The sequence below is a fragment of the Streptomyces sp. NPDC058812 genome (assembly GCF_042744565.1).
Taxonomy (GTDB): domain Bacteria; phylum Actinomycetota; class Actinomycetes; order Streptomycetales; family Streptomycetaceae; genus Streptomyces; species Streptomyces thinghirensis.
Genome location: NZ_JBHYOB010000003.1, coordinates 69,092 through 85,479 on the forward strand (window position 1 = coordinate 69,092; position 16,388 = coordinate 85,479).

General features: G+C 70.9%; 14 protein-coding genes and 1 tRNA gene. 6 read left to right on the plus strand and 9 right to left on the minus strand.

The features are described from left to right. The first annotated feature begins 148 nt into the window (after nucleotides 1–148). The 3 genes from ACFW48_RS07205 to ACFW48_RS07215 all read left to right on the plus strand — a co-directional run bounded on the left by ACFW48_RS07205 (nucleotide 149) and on the right by ACFW48_RS07215 (nucleotide 3,728). On the plus strand, nucleotides 149–1,174 hold the full coding sequence (locus ACFW48_RS07205; protein WP_386311229.1) for an SGNH/GDSL hydrolase family protein: 1,026 nt from the start codon (nucleotides 149–151) through the stop codon (nucleotides 1,172–1,174). 240 nt (nucleotides 1,175–1,414) lie between these two features. Next, nucleotides 1,415–2,635, plus strand: coding sequence for an acetyl-CoA C-acetyltransferase (locus ACFW48_RS07210; protein WP_310873012.1), 1,221 nt, complete (start codon nucleotides 1,415–1,417; stop codon nucleotides 2,633–2,635). Between the two features lie 292 nt (nucleotides 2,636–2,927). After that, a complete protein-coding gene (locus ACFW48_RS07215) occupies nucleotides 2,928–3,728 on the plus strand; it encodes a hypothetical protein (RefSeq protein ID WP_386311231.1) in 801 nt (266 codons plus the stop codon). Between the two features lie 40 nt (nucleotides 3,729–3,768). Here the strand turns inward: ACFW48_RS07215 and ACFW48_RS07220 are convergent, their stop codons facing one another. After that, on the minus strand, nucleotides 3,769–4,080 hold the full coding sequence (locus ACFW48_RS07220; protein ID WP_386311233.1) for a hypothetical protein: 312 nt from the start codon (nucleotides 4,078–4,080) through the stop codon (nucleotides 3,769–3,771). 103 nt (nucleotides 4,081–4,183) lie between these two features. On the opposite strand from ACFW48_RS07220, the gene ACFW48_RS07225 reads away from it, so the two are divergent. Further along, nucleotides 4,184–4,414 (plus strand): DUF4287 domain-containing protein, encoded by a 231-nt coding sequence (locus tag ACFW48_RS07225; RefSeq protein ID WP_055417294.1) that lies wholly within the window; start codon nucleotides 4,184–4,186, stop codon nucleotides 4,412–4,414. Nucleotides 4,415–4,496: 82 nt separating this feature from the next. On the opposite strand, the gene ACFW48_RS07230 is transcribed toward ACFW48_RS07225, so the two are convergent. The 3 genes from ACFW48_RS07230 to ACFW48_RS07240 form a co-directional block, all read right to left on the minus strand. Then, on the minus strand, nucleotides 4,497–5,417 hold the full coding sequence (locus ACFW48_RS07230; RefSeq protein WP_386311235.1) for a Bax inhibitor-1/YccA family protein: 921 nt from the start codon (nucleotides 5,415–5,417) through the stop codon (nucleotides 4,497–4,499). A gap of 168 nt (nucleotides 5,418–5,585) precedes the next feature. Beyond that, nucleotides 5,586–6,761, minus strand: coding sequence for a 4-hydroxybenzoate 3-monooxygenase (locus ACFW48_RS07235; protein ID WP_386311237.1), 1,176 nt, complete (start codon nucleotides 6,759–6,761; stop codon nucleotides 5,586–5,588). A 158-nt stretch (nucleotides 6,762–6,919) separates the two neighbouring features. Further along, nucleotides 6,920–7,002, minus strand: a tRNA-Leu gene (locus tag ACFW48_RS07240). Nucleotides 7,003–7,407: 405 nt separating this feature from the next. Here ACFW48_RS07240 and ACFW48_RS07245 point away from each other — a divergent pair. Beyond that, nucleotides 7,408–8,178, plus strand: a complete 771-nt coding sequence (locus ACFW48_RS07245; protein WP_386311239.1) for an ABC transporter ATP-binding protein — start codon at nucleotides 7,408–7,410, stop codon at nucleotides 8,176–8,178. 65 nt (nucleotides 8,179–8,243) lie between these two features. Next, entirely contained in the window at nucleotides 8,244–10,772 is a 2,529-nt protein-coding gene (locus tag ACFW48_RS07250; protein ID WP_386311241.1) for an ABC transporter permease, read from the plus strand. 63 nt (nucleotides 10,773–10,835) lie between these two features. Here ACFW48_RS07250 and ACFW48_RS07255 read toward each other — a convergent pair whose 3' ends face one another. From ACFW48_RS07255 to divIC, 5 genes are all read right to left on the minus strand, one after another. Beyond that, nucleotides 10,836–12,137 carry a class I SAM-dependent methyltransferase gene (locus tag ACFW48_RS07255; protein WP_386311243.1) on the minus strand — a complete coding sequence of 434 codons (1,302 nt, stop codon included), beginning with the start codon at nucleotides 12,135–12,137 and terminating at the stop codon, nucleotides 10,836–10,838. Nucleotides 12,138–12,383: 246 nt separating this feature from the next. Continuing rightward, entirely contained in the window at nucleotides 12,384–13,802 is a 1,419-nt protein-coding gene (locus tag ACFW48_RS07260; RefSeq protein ID WP_386311245.1) for an NAD(P)/FAD-dependent oxidoreductase, read from the minus strand. Between the two features lie 431 nt (nucleotides 13,803–14,233). Further along, nucleotides 14,234–15,175, minus strand: coding sequence for an exopolyphosphatase (locus ACFW48_RS07265; RefSeq protein ID WP_386311247.1), 942 nt, complete (start codon nucleotides 15,173–15,175; stop codon nucleotides 14,234–14,236). Further along, complete coding sequence (locus tag ACFW48_RS07270) at nucleotides 15,172–15,714, minus strand: DUF501 domain-containing protein (protein ID WP_386311249.1); 543 nt, start codon at nucleotides 15,712–15,714, stop codon at nucleotides 15,172–15,174. Before ACFW48_RS07270 ends, ACFW48_RS07265 begins: the two co-directional genes overlap by 4 nt. Before the next feature lie 108 nt (nucleotides 15,715–15,822). Next, on the minus strand, nucleotides 15,823–16,305 hold the full coding sequence (divIC, locus tag ACFW48_RS07275) for a cell division protein DivIC (RefSeq protein ID WP_386311251.1): 483 nt from the start codon (nucleotides 16,303–16,305) through the stop codon (nucleotides 15,823–15,825). Nucleotides 16,306–16,388 lie beyond the last annotated feature (83 nt).

Consider the following 16,388-nt stretch of genomic DNA (forward strand, 5'->3'; position numbering starts at 1 on the left):
AAAGGTGTGGTCGTTATCGGTTCGGCCAGCCTATGGCCTGCCGGCCCGGCGATGCCCCGTGACGGTCGTTCACTCCCCGTTGAGATTGGGCGACCGTCCGTACGGGGCAAGCAGTGGGTGTACGGGTTGGAGGAGGTGGCGGCGACGTATGACGAGCATGTCGAGGGCGAGGGTGGCCCGGCGGATCGCGGCCGGCGCGGCGTACGGCGGTGGCGGCATCGGGCTGGCCGGCGCGGCCACGGTCGGGCTGCTGCTGGCGGAGGTGCAGCTGGCCAGGCGCCGGGTGGGCATCGGCACACCCGACCGGGTACCGAACGCGCAGGGGCTGTACGGCGGCATTCTGCCGACGGCGGGTGAGCCGCCTCTGCGGCTGATGATGCTGGGCGACTCCACGGCCGCCGGGCAGGGCGTGCACCGGGCCGGGCAGACGCCGGGCGCGCTGCTGGCGTCGGGGCTCGCGGCGGTGGCGGAGCGGCCGGTGGAACTGGGGTCGGTCGCGGCGCCCGGGGCCTGTTCGGACGACCTGGACCGGCAGGTGGCGCTGGTGCTCGCGGATCCGGGCCGGGTGCCCGACATCTGCGTGATCATGATCGGCGCGAACGACGTCACCCACCGGATGCCCGCGACCCGCTCGGTCCGGCACCTGTCGGGGGCGGTACGGCGGCTGCGTACGGCCGGCGCGGAGGTGGTGGTCGGCACCTGCCCGGACCTGGGCACGATCGAGCGGGTGCGGCAACCGCTGCGCTGGCTGGCCCGGCGGACCTCGCGGCAGCTGGCGGCGGCGCAGACGATCGGTGTCGTGGAGCAGGGCGGGCGCACGGTGTCGCTGGGCGACCTGCTGGGCCCGGAGTTCGCGCAGAACCCGCGGGAGCTGTTCGGCCCCGACAACTACCACCCCTCCGCGGAGGGGTACGCGACGGCCGCGATGGCGGTACTGCCGTCGGTGTGCGCCGCGCTGGGCCTGTGGCCGGCCGAGGAGGAGCGCCCCGACGCGCTGCGCCGCGAGGGCTTCCTGCCGGTGGCCCGGGCGGCGGCGGAGGCCGCGTCGGAGGCGGGCACGGAGGTCGCCGCCGCGATGCCTACGGGGCCGCGGGGGCCTTGGGCGCTGCTCAAGCGCAGGCGGCGGCGCCGGGTGACGGAGGCGGAGCCGGCAACGTCGGCGCAACCGAGGTAGGGGCGTGGCACTCACCGGCGCCGGCGGGGTGCCTCCCCCACTCTCGGCTTCGCTCGAGCGGGAGGTACCCCCACCGCCCGCCCGTGCCGCCCCAGCGGCACGACTGCCCGCGGCCACGATGCCAAGCAAGCGCTTAGAAAGTTGCGGTCCATGTCACACACCCAGACCCGTGACCCAGGCCATACGTCCGGGTAACTTCCCAACCAGCCGCCTCATCCCCGCGACGCCACTGGAGCCGTGATGCCCGAAGCCGTGATCGTCTCAGCCACCCGCTCCCCCATCGGCCGCGCCTTCAAGGGCTCCCTCAAGGACCTGCGCCCCGACGACCTCGCCGCCACGATCATCCAGGCCGCTCTCGCCAAGGTTCCCGAGCTGGACCCCAGGGACATCGACGACCTGATGCTCGGCTGCGGTCTGCCCGGCGGTGAGCAGGGCAACAACCTCGGCCGGATCGTCGCCGTCGAGATGGGCATGGACCACCTGCCCGGCTGCACCGTCACCCGGTACTGCTCCTCGTCCCTGCAGACCTCCCGTATGGCCCTGCACGCCATCAAGGCCGGCGAGGGCGACGTCTTCATCTCGGCCGGTGTCGAGATGGTCTCCCGGTTCGCCAAGGGCAACTCCGACAGCCTGCCGGACACCCGCAACCCGCTGTTCGCCGAGGCCGAGGCCCGTACCGCCGAGGTCGCCCAGCAGGAGGGCACCACCTGGCACGACCCGCGCGAGGACGGCCTCGTCCCCGACCCGTACATCGCGATGGGCCAGACCGCCGAGAACCTCGCCCGCGCCAAGGGCATCACCCGGCAGGACATGGACGAGTTCGGCGTCCGCTCGCAGAACCTCGCCGAGGAGGCCATCAAGAACGGCTTCTGGGAGCGCGAGATCACCCCGGTGACCCTCCCCGACGGCACGGTCGTCTCCAAGGACGACGGCCCCCGCGCCGGCGTCACCCTGGAGGGTGTCCAGGGCCTCAAGCCCGTCTTCCGCCCCGACGGCCTGGTCACCGCCGGCAACTGCTGCCCGCTCAACGACGGCGCCGCCGCACTCGTGATCATGAGCGACACCAAGGCCCGCGAGCTGGGCCTGACCCCGCTCGCCCGCATCGTCTCCACCGGCGTCTCCGGCCTCTCCCCCGAGATCATGGGCCTGGGCCCGGTCGAGGCGAGCAAGCAGGCCCTGTCCCGCGCCGGGCTGACCATCGACGACATCGACCTGGTGGAGATCAACGAGGCGTTCGCCGCGCAGGTCATCCCCTCCTACCGCGACCTCGGCATCCCGCTGGAGAAGCTGAACGTCAACGGCGGCGCCATCGCCGTCGGCCACCCCTTCGGCATGACCGGCGCCCGCATCACCGGCACTCTGATCAACTCCCTCCAGACGCACGACAAGCAGTTCGGCCTGGAGACCATGTGCGTCGGCGGCGGCCAGGGCATGGCCATGGTCATCGAGCGCCTGAGCTGACCGACACGCCGCTGCTGAAAGACGGTCAGTAGCGCCTGGGAGACCCAGCGTGACACCACGGCCCGGAGCCCCGTTCACCCCAGGGTTCTGGGCCGTTTTGTGACCCAATCTCCCCCAGGATGTGACCTACCTCTCCTTTCCCCTTGATTTACGCAGGTCAGACCAGCCCCACCCCTACCTTCCGGGCCCAAAGTCCTGTCCGTTTCGTGACGTTACGCACTGACAGGCGGTTAGTCCTCCCTTCAAGCTGATGTAGGAAGTCGGGGGTCGACTTTGAACCGGGAGTACGTCAGTGAGCGCCATGCCGATCGCCCTGCTGCTCACCACGGCCGCCACCGGCGCCGTGGGCGTCGCCGTCCTGCGCAGCATTCTGGTGCTGCGCCGGCAGGTGGCGGCGCTGCGCACCGAGCTGGCCGAGAGCCGCGCCGCCGCCACGCGTGGCCGCGTGCCCGCCGCCCGCACCACGGCCGACGCCGAGGAGATACGCGCCGCCGTCTCGGAGGCGCTCGCCGAGGAGCGTGAGCGCGAGCTAGCCGAGGCACGGGCCTTCTGGGCCGCCCAGGAGTCCCGGGACGCCTCCGACGCGCCCCTGCTGCTCGGCCTGTCCGACAGTGAGCTGTTCCTGCCCCGCCAGGCGGATTTCGTGGGTCTGGAGCCCGTGGTCGAGCCGGGCGCGGACACCGACGAGCCGTCCCCGAAGGACGCGGGCCCCAGGGAGTCCGCCGAGCTGGCCGCCGCCCGCCGCCGGCACCCCTCGCACCCGGACTTCGTGCCGAACCCGTCGCCGGCCGTGGGCGACCACGAGCGCACCGTCGCCACTCTCGAGGAACTGGCCGAGTCGAGCGTCGCGCTGGCGGACGTCCGCCCGGGCCCGCTGGGCACGCTCGACGTGTACGTCTTCGCCGACGGCACCACGCTGTGCATGACGCCGGGCCACCGCGAGACCGCGGAGCGCCTGGCCGCCGCGCTGGGCGCGGGCAAGACGCCCTACCTCCTCGGCGGCTCGGGGATCTCCGGCGCCTACACGCTGACCTTCGCCTGCGGCGAGGAGAACGTGTACATCCTGGCGGACCGCGTCATCGCGTCCCTCTAGCCACTTCCCGGGCCAGTCACCTCCCGGGCCGCCCGGGACCTCATACCCCGGCCCGCTTGCGGGCCTCCTCCACCAGCCCCACCGCTTCTTCCACCTGGCCCTCGTCGCTCAGCACGAGGGCCAAGTCGTGGGCGGCGACGGCGATCTGGTCGGCGGCGGCGAACATCCCCGCGTCCGGCATCTGCCGCGGCTCCGTCCCCGGTTCCTCCACGAGCTGGGCGCGCCGGGCCAGCTCCCTGGCCAGCTCCAGCGCCTCGGCGGCGGCCCCGCGTTGCAGCCTGCTCTGCGGGGCGGCCCGCAACCGGTCGGCGAAGTCGTCCACGGCACGGGTCAAAGGCGTCGTATCAACCACGGCGCGAGCGTACGCGCCCCTCCGGGACTGTTGCCAACGGGCGAACGCTCAGGCACGGTGACCTGAAGGACCGGCTTACAACCCCTTTCGCCCGGAGGCGCCGATGTCCCAAGTCTTCTCCGAGGAGACCCATCGCAACATGCTCGCCCGCATTCCCCACTGCACCGGTCGTGAGATCTCCGACTGGCTGCGCACCGTCGAGGACGGCCCCTCCCTCTTCCGCTTCGAGGAGAAGGTCAGCTGGCTCCGTCACGAACACGACCTCGCGTACGGCCACGCGAAGGCGATCATCCACGAGTACGACCTGAGAAGGGCCGCGCGCAAGCTGCGCTGAGCGCGCGCCGCCGCCACGACGACGAAGGGCCCCGGGCGCAAGCCCGGGGCCCTTCCTCACCAGCGCCTACGCCTGGTTACTGCTAGTCGCTGCTGTTCAGGATCGCGATCAGTCGCAGGAACTCCAGGTACAGCCACACCAGCGTCAACGTGAGACCGAAGGCGGCGAGCCAGGCCTCCTCGCGCGGGGCGCCGTAGGCCAGACCGTCCTCGACCTGCTTGAAGTCCATGGCCAGGAAGCAGGCGCCGAGGATGATGCCGACGATACCGAAGACGACACCGAGCGTGCCGCTGCGGAAGCCGAGGCCGTCACCGCCGCCGAAGACGGCGAACAGCAGGTTCACCATCATCAGGAAGACGAAGCCGAGCGCGGCCGCCATCACGAAGCCGTAGAAGCGGCGGTTGACGCGGATCCAGCCGGCCTTGTAGGCGATCAGCACACCGGCGAAGACCGCCATCGTGCCGATCACGGCCTGCATGGCCGCGCCGTCGGCGATGCGGTTGTCGACGACGCTGGAAATGACGCCGAGGAAGACACCCTCGAACGCCGCGTACGTCAGGATCAGCGCCGGCGAGGCCTTGCGCTTGAAGGACTGGACGAGCGCCAGGACCATGCCGACCAGCGCGGCACCGATACCGATGCCGATGGAACGGCCGATGTTGGCGTCGTCCACGGGCAGCAGCGCCCACGCGAGCGCGGCCGTCACCACGAGCACGCCGAGCGTGCTCGCCGTACGGATGACGACGTCGTCCATCGTCATCCGGCCGGTGGTGGACGGCGCCTGCGGCGGCGCGCCGTACTGCTGGTCCTGCTGGGCGTACGGGTTCTGCGCGTAGGGGTTGCCGACGGGCTGGGCGTACGGGTTGCCCTGCGTGCCCTGCGCGTACGGGTTGCCCTGGGTGGCGACGGCGGGGCCCCCGGCCTGCGGCGCGGCGTTGAAGCCCGCGTAGCCGTTGTCGCGGCTGAACCCCCGTCGCGAGAAGACCGGGTTTCTGCTCCTCATTGCACTCCTCCATGGCCACACGACGCAGCCTTGGCTCAAGAGTAATAGAACGGCAAAGGAATGACCCTACTGCTTGGGGAGGATCTTTCCCTGCTCCTGGCGGACAACACGCTACGCGGATCGGTGATTCCCCTCACCAGCGGGGCGGGCGCGCGGCCGGGTGCCCGTTCACCCGATCGGGAAACCGGTGTAGGCCTCGGCGAGGTCGGTCTCGGCGGCGCGGGAGGAGGCGATCCGGTCGAGGCGGGCCAGCTGGAGCCGGTTCTCGAAGGGCGTCGCGTCGGGGGCGGGGTGCAGGAGGGTCGTCATGTCGTACGAGAACCGCTCGGCCTGCCAGACGCGGCGCAGGCAGGTCGCGGAGTAGGCGTCGAGGAGTTCGTCGGAACCGGTCCCGGCGCGGTGGGCCAGCGCCCGCGCGAAGGTGACGACGTCCCCGACGGCGAGGTTGAGGCCCTTGGCGCCGGTGGGCGGCACGATGTGCGCGGCGTCGCCGGCCAGGAAGAGGCGGCCGTGCCGCATGGGCTCGTGGACGTAGGAGCGCATGGGGGTGACCGACTTCTGGGTGATCGGACCCCGGTGCAGGACCCAGTCGTCGTCGGTCTCGAAGCGGCGTTCCAGCTCGGACCAGATCTCCTCGTCGCTCCAGCTCTCGGCGTCCGTGTCCGCGGGCACCTGGAGGTAGAGCCGGGAGACGGACGGGGAGCGCATGGAGAGCAGGGCGAAGCCGCGGTCGTGGCGGGCGTAGACCAGTTCGTCGTGCGAGGGGGCGACGTCGGCGAGGATGCCGAGCCAGCCGAAGGGGTACGTCCGCTCGAAGGTGCGGCCCAGCCCGGCCGGGACCGCCGCCCGGGCCACGCCCCAGAAGCCGTCGCAGCCGACGACGTAGTCGCACTCCAGGACGTCCTCGGCACCACCCTGGCGGAAGCGGACGCGCGGACGGTCGGTCTCGGCGCCCTCCACGGCCAGCGCCTCGGCCTCGAACAGCAGCGGGCCGCCCTCCTTGAGCTGGAGGGCGATGAGGTCCTTGCAGACCTCGGTCTGGGCGTAGACCATGACGGACCTGCCGCCGGTGAGCGCCGGGAAGTCCACGCGGTGGCGCCGTTTCGCGAACCGCAGCTCGATGCCGTCGTGGGGCAGCCCCTCGCGGTCCATCCGCTCCCCGGCCCCGGCCGCGCGCAGGACGTCCACGGTGCCCTGCTCCAGGATTCCGGCGCGCTGCCGCCGCTCGACGTAGGCGCGGTCGCGGCTCTCCAGGACGACCGAGTCGATACCGGCGTTGTGGAGCAGCCGGGCGAGGAGGAGTCCGGCGGGGCCGGCCCCGATGATGCCGACGGTGGTGCGCATCGGTCGTTCCCTTCGATTGGCGTCGTTGCCGCGAGGATGTTCGCTGATGTTCGTGTAGTGAAAATTCCTTCACCGATTGCTGGGAGGAGTTTCCGGCCGCGCGCACGCCGCTGTCAACGGTTCGAGGGGAGGTTCCGGAGGATCGACGGCGTCGGAAGTGCCCGGAGCCGGACTTGAACCGGCACGCCCCGAGGGGGCAGCGAGGTTTAAGCTCGCCGTGTCTGCATTCCACCATCCGGGCAGGCCATGGGCTCCGCGTCGAGTGCCCCGAGCCTATCGGGACGCGCCCCTCGAACAGCGGGCGGGCGGACCGATGTTGTCTTATTTTATTGGCGCCTGATAGGGCATCAGCTCCGGGGGCAGGCCTTCCACACCCGTCAACACCCTTGCGTGCGTCGGTCGGCCACGCATGCGGAATGACGGAATTTCACCGTCTCTACAAGGACGCCCGCCCCGTTCTCGCGCCGGCGGCGCCGCGGCGGGCCCGTCAGGGTCGCCCGTCATCCGCAGGTATGACACCGGCCCGCGCCGTCCGACCGTAGTCGCCCCTCGAAACCGGAACAGCGGCTGACTACACGGCGCCCCGCGGCCGGAAGGATGGAGAACGTCCCCGAGCACACGCCGTACCGACAGGAGCGCCCTTCCCGTGACCACCGCACCCATCGCCGACCGGTCCACCGCCGTGGCCGCACGCGCCACGGAGCTTTCCAAGATCTACGGCCAGGGCGAGACCCAGGTGGTCGCCCTGGACCGGGTCTCCGTCGACTTCCGGCAGGCCGAGTTCACCGCGATCATGGGCCCCTCCGGCTCCGGCAAGTCCACGCTGATGCACTGCGTCGCCGGGCTGGACACCTTCTCCTCCGGCTCGGTGCGCATCGGCGACACGGAACTGGGCTCCCTGAAGGACAAGCAGCTGACCAAGCTGCGCCGGGACAAGATCGGCTTCATCTTCCAGGCGTTCAACCTGCTGCCGACGCTCTCCGCGCTGGAGAACATCACCCTCCCGATGGACATCGCGGGCCGCAAGCCGGACAAGCAGTGGCTGGACTCCGTGATCCGGATGATCGGGTTGTCCGACCGGCTCGGCCACCGTCCCTCCCAGCTCTCCGGCGGCCAGCAGCAGCGGGTGGCCGTGGCCCGGGCACTGGCCTCGCGGCCGGAGATCATCTTCGGTGACGAGCCGACCGGGAACCTCGACTCCCGCTCGGGCGCCGAGGTGCTGGGCTTCCTGCGCAACTCGGTGCGGGAGCTGGGGCAGACCGTGGTGATGGTGACCCACGACCCGGTGGCCGCGGCCTACGCGGACCGGGTGGTCTTCCTCGCGGACGGACGCATCGTCGACGAGGTGTACGGGCCGACGGCCGACTCGGTGCTGGACCGCATGAAGCAGTTCGACGCCAAGGGCCGCACCAGCTGACGTCCCGCCGACGTCCGCCGACGTCCCGCCCCGCCTCTCCCCGTAAGTCTGGACAGAGAAGACCCATGTTCCGTACCGCCTTGCGCAACGTATTCGCGCACAAGGCCAGGCTGTTGATGACCGTACTCGCCGTGATGCTCGGCGTGGCGTTCGTGTCGGGCACCCTGGTCTTCACCAACACCATCTCCGACGCCCTGCAGAACAGTTCCGCCAAGGGCTTCGACCAGGTCGACGTCGCCGTGACCACCGAGTACCAGGAGGCCGAGGGCGACAAGGTCGGCGAGGTCCCCGAGCTGACCGAGGCCCTCCTCGACGACAGTGCGAAGGTGCCCGGCGCGGCCTCGGCCATCGGCGTGGTGACCGGGTTCACCGCCGTCGCCGACAAGGACGGCGACCTGATCGGTGACGGCTGGAGCACGCAGGGCGGCAACTACTGGGGCGCGAAGGACCCCCGGTACCCGCTGACCGACGGGCACGCCCCGAAGGGCCCCGGCGAGATCCTCATCGACTCCAGGACCGCCGAGCGCACCGGCTACGGCGTCGGTGACACCGTGCGGATGTCCGTGGACGGCCCGGTCATCACCCCGAAGGTCGTCGGCGTCTTCACCACCGAGGACGGCAACGTCGCGGCCGGCGGCAGCCTCACCCTGTTCGACACGGCGACCGCGCAGAAGCTGTTCGGCAAGGCGGGCACGTACGACGAGATCGACGTCAAGGCGAAGGCCGGTGTCACGCAGGCCGCGCTGAAGGCACAGCTGGACAAGGCGCTGCCGAAGGACCTCGTCGAGACCACCACCGGCAAGGAACTGGCCGACGACCAGGCGGAGACGATCGCCTCGTCGATGAGCGGCATGAAGCAGGGGCTGCTGGTCTTCGCCGGCATCGCGCTGTTCGTCGGCACGTTCATCATCGCCAACACCTTCACGATGCTGGTCGCCCAGCGCACCAAGGAGCTTGCCCTCATGCGGGCGGTCGGCGCCTCCCGCCGGCAGGTCACGCGGTCGGTGCTGATCGAGGCGTTCGTGGTCGGCGTCGTCGCCGCGGTGACCGGCCTGCTCGCGGGCATCGGCATCGGCGCCGGAATGCGCTCCCTGATGGGCTCGATGGGCGCGGTCGTGCCCGACGGTCCGCTGGTGGTCTCGCCCGGCACGATCGTCGCGGCCCTCGCGGTCGGTGTCCTGGTCACCATGCTGGCGGCGTGGCTGCCCGGCCGCCGGGCGGCGAAGATCCCGCCGGTCGCGGCGATGAGCAGCGTGCACGCCACGGCCACGACGAAGTCTCTGGTGCTGCGCAACACGCTGGGCGCGCTGGTCTCGGCCGCCGGTGTCGCGGTCGTCCTCGCGGCGACGACGATGGAGGGCTCCGACGGGCAGGCCCCGATGGGCCTGGGCGCGGTACTGCTGATCATCGGCGTGTTCATCCTGACACCGCTGCTCTCCCGCCCGCTGATCGCCGCCGCGGCGCCGGTGCTGCGCGTGTTCGGCGTCTCGGGCAAGCTCGCCCGGCAGAACTCGGTGCGCAACCCGCGCCGCACCGCCGCCACCGCCTCCGCGCTGATGATCGGCCTCACCCTGATCACCGGCATGACGGTGATGGCGGGCAGCCTGCAGAAGTCGATCGACAAGATGGCGTCGGCGTCGATCGAGGCCGACTACGTGGTCTCCATGGCCAACGGCAACTACCTCAATCCGGACGTCGCCGAGAAGCTGGCCGAGGCCGACGGCATCACCGCCATCAGCCCGCTGCGCAACGCGGAGTCCCGCATCAACGGGGAGACCGAGTACCTCACCGGCGTCAACGGCTCCACGATCGGCGAGCTGACCGACCTGAAGGTCGAGCAGGGCGCCTTCGAGGTCGGCGGCACCGACGTCGTCGTGGACGCCGACACCGCGAAGGACCACGGCTGGAAGGCCGGCTCCGCCTTCACCGCCGCCTACGAGGACGGCGAGAAGCAGCGGCTGAAGGTCGCCGGGGTCTACGAGGGCAACGAGATGATCCGCGGCATCATGGTCGACCTGCCCACCGTCGCCCCGCACCAGTCCGACCCGGTCGACATGCAGGTGATGGTGAAGATGTCCGAGGGGGCCTCATCGGCCGCGAAGGACAGCCTGGTGAAGGCGCTGGACACCAACCCGGCGATCAAGGTCCAGGACAAGCAGGACATCTCCAACGAGATCGCCAAGATGTTCACGCTGATGCTGAACATGCTCTACGGCCTGCTGGCCATGGCGGTGATCGTGGCCGTCCTCGGTGTCATCAACACCCTGGCCATGTCGGTCTTCGAGCGTTCCCAGGAGATCGGGATGCTGCGGGCGATCGGCCTGGACCGCAAGGGCATCAAGCGGATGGTCCGCCTGGAGTCCCTGGTGATCTCCCTGTTCGGCGGTGTGCTCGGCATCGGCCTGGGCGTGTTCTTCGGCTGGGCGGCCGGCGAGCTGATGGGCACGACGATGCCGACGTACGAGCTGGTCCTGCCCTGGGTCCGGATGGGCGTCTTCCTGCTGCTGGCCGCCTTCGTGGGTGTCCTGGCGGCACTGTGGCCGGCCCGCCGGGCGGCGCGCCTGAACATGCTCGACGCCATCAAGGCCGAGTAGCCGCCACGCGTGAACAGGGCCCCGTTCCGTCAGGAGCGGGGCCCTTCGCGATGCGCTCGGAGGTCAGTTCCAGGTACGGGCGCGCAGCGGCATCCCGGAGCCGCCCGGCTCGGGGGTCTTCACGGCGAGGACCTGGTTGACGCCGATGCGGTTGCGCTCGAAGGCGAGCGCCGAGGCGGCCATGTACAGCTGCCAGACACGGGCGCGGCCGGGGCTGACCAGCCGCGTGGCCGCCGCCCAGTCGGACTCCAGGTTGGCGACCCAGCGGCGCAGGGTGAGCGCGTAGTGCTCGCGGATCGACTCCACGTCGCGCACCTCGAACCCGGCGCGCTCCAGCTGCGTGACGGTGGTGCCGACCGGGGCCAGTTCGCCGTCGGGGAAGACGTAGGCGTCGATGAACTCGTCCACGTTGTAGGCGGACTCGTCCCGCCGGGGGCGGCGGGCGATCTGGTGGTTCAGCAGCCGTCCGCCCGGCTCGAGGAGCTTGAACAGGTCGACGGCGTACTCCAGATACCGCTCGGCGCCGACGTGCTCGGCCATACCGATGGACGAGATGGCGTCGTACGGCCCGTCCGCGACGTCCCGGTAGTCCTGGACGCGGATCTCCACCCGGTCGGTGAGCCCCTCGTCGGCGACGCGCTTGCGGGCGAACGCGGCCTGCTCCTGGGAGAGCGTGACGCCGACGACGCTCACGCCGTGCTCGCGGGCCGCGTGGATCGCCATGGAACCCCAGCCGCAGCCGACGTCGAGGAGGCGCTGACCGGGGGTCAGGCCGAGCTTGCGGCAGACCAGTTCGAGCTTGTCGCGCTGGGCGTCCTCCAGGGTGCCGCCCTCGGCCGGGAGGGCCGGCCAGTAGGCGCAGGAGTAGACCATGGACGGGCCGAGGACCAGCTCGTAGAAGTCGTTGCCGACGTCGTAGTGGTGGCTGATGGCGCGTCTGTCGCTGCGCTTGGTGTGCAGGTGACCGCGGCTCCGGCGGACCTCCTCCGGCGGCGGGGCGGGCGGCAGCGGCGGCCCGGCGAGCCTGACCAGGCCGCGTACGGCGGCCCGGACCTCGGGGTCGCGGAGCGCCTCGACGAGGCCGCGGGCGTCCTCGTCGCGCTCCCAGACGAGGCCGGCCATCAGGTCGAGGGCGGTGTAGAGGTCGCCGTCGACGCCCAGGTCCCCGGCCACCCAGGCGCGGGCCAGGCCGAGTTCGCCCGGCTTGAACAGCAGGCGGCGCAGGGCCCTGCGGTTGCGGACGACGAGGGTCGGCGCGCCCGGCGGGCCCGCCTGCGAACCGTCCCAGGCGCGGATGCGCACCGGGAGTGGTGCTCCCAGCAACTGTTCGAAGAGGTTCTGCAGCCGCAGCGCGGCGTCAGCCATGGCGTACCTCCGTGACGAGCGATCCCGGAATGTCCAACACCACGTAAACACCTGGGAGCCCGCCGTACAGTCCCCGGCGCGCGTTACGACTGAGCAAAATACCTGTACACACCACGAGGTTTTTTCGCCCGTCGGCGCAGCGCGAAGCGGGCCGCCCGCACCACGGATGGCGGGCGGCCCACTTCGAGGAGCTACTGCGCTACTGCGCTACTGCGCTACTGCGCTACTGCGGGAGGCGACCGGAGGTCAGGAGGCCTTGGCCTTCTCCTCGGACTTCTCCGACTTCGCGGCCTTGTCGCTCTGGTCGGCGGCCTTCGGCGCGGCGGCCGGCGCCGGCTTGGCGGCCTCGTAGAACTCCTCGCGCGGGGACTCCATCGCGCCGAGGGAGACGACCTCGCGCTTGAGGAACATGCCGAGCGTCCAGTCCGCGAAGACGCGGATCTTCCGGTTGAAGGTCGGCATCGCCATGCCGTGGTAGCCGCGGTGCATGTACCAGGCGAGACGGCCCTTGAGCTTGATCTTCATCTTGCCCATGACGATCATCGCCACGCCCTTGTGCAGGCCGAGGCCCGCCACCGCGCCCTTGTTGGCGTGGCTGTAGTCCTTCTGCGGGAAGCCCCGCATACCGGAGATCACGTTGTCGCCGAGGACCTTGGCCTGGCGCAGCGCGTGCTGGGCGTTCGGCGGGCACCAGGCGTTCTCGTTGCCCGCCTTGCGGCCGACGAGGTCCGGCACCTGGGCGTTGTCGCCCGCGGCCCAGATGTAGTCGGTGCCCTTGACCTGGAGCGTCGGCTCGCAGTCGACGTGACCGCGGGGACCCAGCGGCAGGCCGAAGCGGGACAGCGCCGGGTTCGGCTTGACGCCGGCCGTCCAGACGATCGTGCTGGAGTCGACCTCGAGGCCGTTCTTCAACACCACGTGTCCGTCGACGCAGGAGTCCATGGAGGTGGACAGGTAGACCTCGACGCCGCGGCCCTCGAGGTGCTCCTTGCCGTACTGGCCGAGCTTCGGACCGACCTCGGGGAGGATCTTGTCGGCGGCGTCCACGAGGACGAACCGCATGTCCTCGCGGGAGACGTTCTTGTAGTACTTGGCCGCGTCGCGCGCCATGTCCTCGACCTCACCGATGGTCTCCGCGCCGGCGAAACCGCCGCCGATGAAGACGAAGGTGAGCGCCTTGCGGCGGATCTCCTCGTCGGTGGTGGAGTCGGCCTTGTCGAGCTGCTCCAGGACGTGGTTGCGCAGGCCGATGGACTCCTCGATGCCCTTCATACCGATGCCCTGCTCGGCGAGGCCGGGGATCGGGAAGGTGCGGGAGACCGCGCCCATGGCGATGACCAGGTAGTCGAAGGGCAGCTCGTACGCCTCGCCCACCAGGGGGGCGATCGTGGCGACCTTGCGGTCCTGGTCGATGGTGGTGACCCGGCCGGTGAGGACCTCCGCCTTCGGAAGCACGCGCCGCAGGGGGACGACGACGTGCCGCGGGGAGATGTTGCCGGCGGCGGCTTCGGGGAGGAAGGGCTGGTAGGTCATGTACGACCGCGGGTCGACGACGGTGACGGTCGCCTCGCCGTAACGCATCTTCTTCTGGATGCGTCGAGCTGCGTACAGGCCTACGTACCCACCGCCTACTACGAGGATCCTGGGACGCTCCGTGGTGCTCATGCCATCGAGTATCCACCCGCCCGAGGGGGGTGGTTCGTGCGCCCCTTCACAAGCTTCGGTGGGCGCTGTGCTACCATCCGCGATCCACGTGACGGAGATCATGGCGGGGAACGGAACCAGCGTGTAGTGCACCCCGTTGTCAATGCCGCGTGAGCTGCCCCTCCGCACTTCCGGAGACGGTGGACCACCCTCCCGGAACGCCTCTTCGAGACCCCTCCGAAGCACCGTCCTGAACACGTTCAAAGGGCAGTTGAACCCCCAAAAGGGTCAACCGGCGCGCTTTCGTCGTCCGACAGGGCCCAATTCCTTGTGAAGAACTTCACGAAGTTTCCCGACGGGATGTCACCGAGGGGCCCCGAAGGGCCCCTCAACGCGCGCTCAATCGTCGTCCGTCCTGCTCAGACCGCGACCGCGGACGCCTACGCCCGCCCCTACGCCACCGACCACGCGATGCCGTCGAGGATGTCGTGCTCGCTCACGACGACCTCCTCCGCACCCGTCCGCTCCATGATCGAGAGCAGGACGAGCGCTCCCGCTCCGATCACGTCGACGCGGCCCGGATGCATGGAGGGAACGGCCGCGCGCTCGGCGTGGGTGGAGCGCAGCAGCCAGTCGGTGATCTCCCGGACCCGGTCGCGGGAGACACGGGAGTGGTGGATGGCGGCCGAGTCGTACTCCGGCAGCTCCTGCGCGATCGCCGACACCGTCGTCACCGAGCCGGCCAGTCCGACCAGCGTGCGCGCCTCGCGCAGCGGCACCGTCTCCTCGGCGAGGTCCAGGGCCGCATCGATGTCGGCCCGCATCGCCGCGACCTGCTCGGCGGTGGGCGGGTCGGTCACCGCGCCGGCGTTCATGAGGTGCCGCTCGGTCATCCGCACACAGCCGACGTCCACCGAGCGGGCCGCGCGCACGTGGTCGTCCCCGACGACGAACTCGGTCGAGCCGCCGCCGATGTCGACGACCAGGTAGGGCTTGTCGAGGTGGTCGCGGCCGGCCAGCTCCTTGGTGGCGCCGGTGAAGGAGAACTCCGCCTCCTGGTCGCCCGAGATGACCTCCGGCTCCACGCCGAGGATGTCCAGCACCCCGCGCACGAAGTCGTCCCGGTTCTCCGCGTCCCGGGAGGCGGAGGTCGCCACGAAGCGCAGTCGCTTCGCGCCGTGCTCCTTGATGACCTCGGCGTACTCGCGGCAGGCGGCGAAGGTCCGCTCCAGCGCCTCGGGCGCCAGCCGCCCGGTCCGGTCGACGCCCTGACCGAGCCGCACGATGGTCATGCGGCGGTCGAGGTCGGTCAGCTCACCGGTCTCGGGGGCGGCGTCGGCGACGAGCAGCCGGATGGAGTTCGTACCGCAGTCGACGGCGGCGACACGGGTCACTTGCCGTCCTCCTCGTCAGGGGTCTCGGCGAGCGTCACGCACGGCCCTTTGCGCCACCACTCGGGCAGCATCGCGATCGCCTCGTCGCCCAGCGGATTGACGCCGGGACCGGCCGCCAGCGAGTGGGCGACCAGCACGTGCAGGCACTTGACCCGGTCCGGCATGCCGCCCGCGCTCGGGAAGCCGGTCAGCTCCTCGATCTCGTCGCGGCGCCGGACGTAGTCCTCGTGCGCGGCGCGGTAGGCGGCGGCCAGCTCCGGGTCGGTGGCCAGGCGCTCGGTCATCTCCTTCATCACGCCGTTCGCCTCCAGCGTGCCGATCGCGGAGGCCGCCTTCGGGCACGTCAGGTAGTACAGCGTGGGGAAGGGCGTGCCGTCGGGCAGCCGGGGCGCCGTCTCCACGACGTCCGGCTGTCCGCACGGACAGCGGTGCGCGATGGCGCGCAGGCCGCGCGGGGGGCGCCCGAGCTGCTGCTTGAAGGCCTCGACGTCCGCGTCGGTGGGCTCGGTGCGCGGGGTGGTCGGCGGGGGAGTCTGCATGACTGTCTTCTGCTGGTCTTCCTGTTGAGTCACTGCCGGAGCGGTCGGTTCACTGCGGGGTGGCCGGTTCGCGGCCGGCGCGGTCGGTTCACGGCCGGCGCGGGCGGTTCACGGCCGGCGGGCGGCGGCGTCGGCCTTGTCGACCCCGTCCCAGACGTTCCGGTACCAGGGACGGTCGGCGGCGCCGCCCTCGGCGCGGGCCTGCTCGGCCGCGTCCGGGTCGACGACGACGAACCCCGTCTCCCCCGGCATCACGTAGTGCAGCCGCAACCGGATCTGCTGCTCGGCGTAGGCGTCGTCCTGCCAGCGTGCCTTGAGGTCGCGCAGGTCCTCGACCCGGTCGCGGGTCTCCTGCTGCTCCCGTTGGAGGTCGGCGATCTCGGCGCGCTGGGCGACGTACTGCCGTATCGGGTAGGCGAGCGCCACGACTAGCGAGCAGAGCACCATCGCGAGCAGCGCGGCCCGGCCGGTCAGCCGGGAGCGGCGGGCCTGGCGCTTGGTCTGCGAGCGGTAGACCCGGGCCGCGGTCTGTTCCCCGATGATCCGGATCCTGGTCGCGGTGGAGAAACGGTCCCGGTCCTTCACCGCCATGTCTGTCCCCGCCTTAAGTCCACACGTGCGTACGTCCCCGCACACGGTACGGGACCGAGTACGGGGACGTACGTACGACGCTG